1 protein-coding gene and 1 pseudogene are annotated in these 1,698 nt (G+C 67.5%); both read right to left on the reverse strand.

Annotated features, from left to right (window positions below):
* Positions 1–114: 114 nt before the first annotated feature.
* Positions 115–1,269 (reverse strand): isovaleryl-CoA dehydrogenase, encoded by a 1,155-nt coding sequence (locus tag AC1DZ6_RS24730; RefSeq protein WP_477099745.1) that lies wholly within the window; start codon positions 1,267–1,269, stop codon positions 115–117.
* Between the two features lie 79 nt (positions 1,270–1,348).
* Positions 1,349–1,698: pseudogene (locus tag AC1DZ6_RS24735) on the reverse strand (lysozyme-family localization factor SpmX); the annotation flags it as partial.

The raw sequence follows: 1,698 nt of genomic DNA on the forward strand, positions 1-1,698 counted from the left end.
GCCCCGAGCAATCGGGGCGGCCCTTTTCATTTCAGGTTCTGTGCAGCGACCACTTGCCCCCTACGGGGGCGGACAGGCGGCGCAGCCGACAGGTGGGGGCAAGTCGGTGCGCCTCTACGCCCCGATCAACTCGCGCCCGATCAGGAACCGGCGGATCTCATTGGTCCCCGCGCCGATGTCGTAGAGCTTGGCGTCTCGCACCAGGCGTTCCACCGGCCACTCCTTGGTGTAGCCGGCCCCGCCCAGGGCCTGGACGGCCTCCAGCGACACCCGCACCGCGTTTTCCGAGGCCATCAGGATGGCGCCCGCCGCGTCGAACCGCGTGGTTTTGCCGGCGTCGCAGGCGCGGGCCACGGCATAGACGTAAGCGCGGGCCGAGTTCAGGGCCACGTACATGTCGGCGATCTTGCCCTGCATCAGCTGGAACGAGCCGATCGCCTGGCCGAACTGCTTGCGGTCGCGGACATAGGGCAGCACCACGTCCAGGCACGCCTGCATGATGCCCAGCGGACCGGCCGACAACACGGCGCGCTCGTAGTCCAGGCCGCTCATCAGCACGCCCACGCCGCCGCCCACCGCGCCCAGGACGTTCTCCTCCGGCACTTCGCAGTCCTCAAACACCAGCTCGGCGGTGTCCGATCCGCGCATGCCCATCTTGTCCAGCTTCTTGCTGACGCTGAAGCCCTTCATGCCCTTCTCGATCAGGAAGGCGGTGATGCGGCGCTCGTCCGTCTTGGCGTAGACCACCAGGGTGTCGGCGTGCGGCGCGTTGGTGATCCAGAACTTGGCGCCGTTCAGCACGTAGCGGTCGCCGACCTGCTGCGCCTTCAGCTTCATCGACACCACGTCCGAGCCCGATCCGGCTTCGCTCATGGCCAGCGAGCCGACATGCTCGCCGCTGATCAGCTTGGGCAGGTAGCGCTGCTTCTGTTCAGGACTGGCCCAGCGGCGGATCTGGTTGACGCAGAGATTGGAGTGGGCGCCGTAGCTGAGGCCGACCGAGGCCGAGGCGCGGCTCACCTCCTCCATGGCGATCACGTGCTCGAGATAGCCCAGGCCGAGGCCGCCGAACTCTTCCTCGACGGTGATGCCGTGCAAGCCCAGGTCGCCCATCGGGACCCACAGCTCGCGGGGAAATTCGTTGGTCTCGTCGATCCTGGCGGCGATCGGCGCGATGCGGTCGGCCGCGAAGCGGGCGGTGGTGTCACGGATCGCGTCGGCCGTTTCGCCCAGCGCGAAGTCCATCGAGGGTGCGGTTTGGTTCGTCATGACCGCCTGCATAGCACAAACGCCCGCGGATCAAGCAGACCCGCGGGCGTTCATGCTCTCGATGTCAGGATCGAAGGGTCTAGTCTTCGTCCTGCGGCTCGGGATCGCCCAGGCGGCGCATCAGCAGATAGGCCGAGGTGGCGAAACAGATCATGCCGATCACGCTGGCGCCCCACCCGAACATCCGGATCGGCGACAGGCCTTCGTTGGCCCCGACGCTGAGATTCCACAGGATGCCGCCGCCGAACAGGGCCAGGCCCAGCAGGCCCAGGCTGACCAGCAGGCTGACGCCGCCGAAGGCATGCGGCTGGACGTGAGCGAAGGCGACGTCCTGCGGCTCGAGATCGACCGGGCTGCTGGTCGAGAAGCCGCCCAGATTGAACAGCGAGCCGCTGGTCGTCGCTCGCGCGGTCTCGAACAGGCCAGGCT

The organism is Caulobacter sp. P1_B12_2 (genome assembly GCF_056406675.1).

Coding starts and splice junctions, on each gene's coding strand:
- AC1DZ6_RS24730 (WP_477099745.1), bottom strand. CDS start 1,269: ATGACGAACCAAACCGCACCCTCGATGGACTTCGCGCTGGGCGAAACG.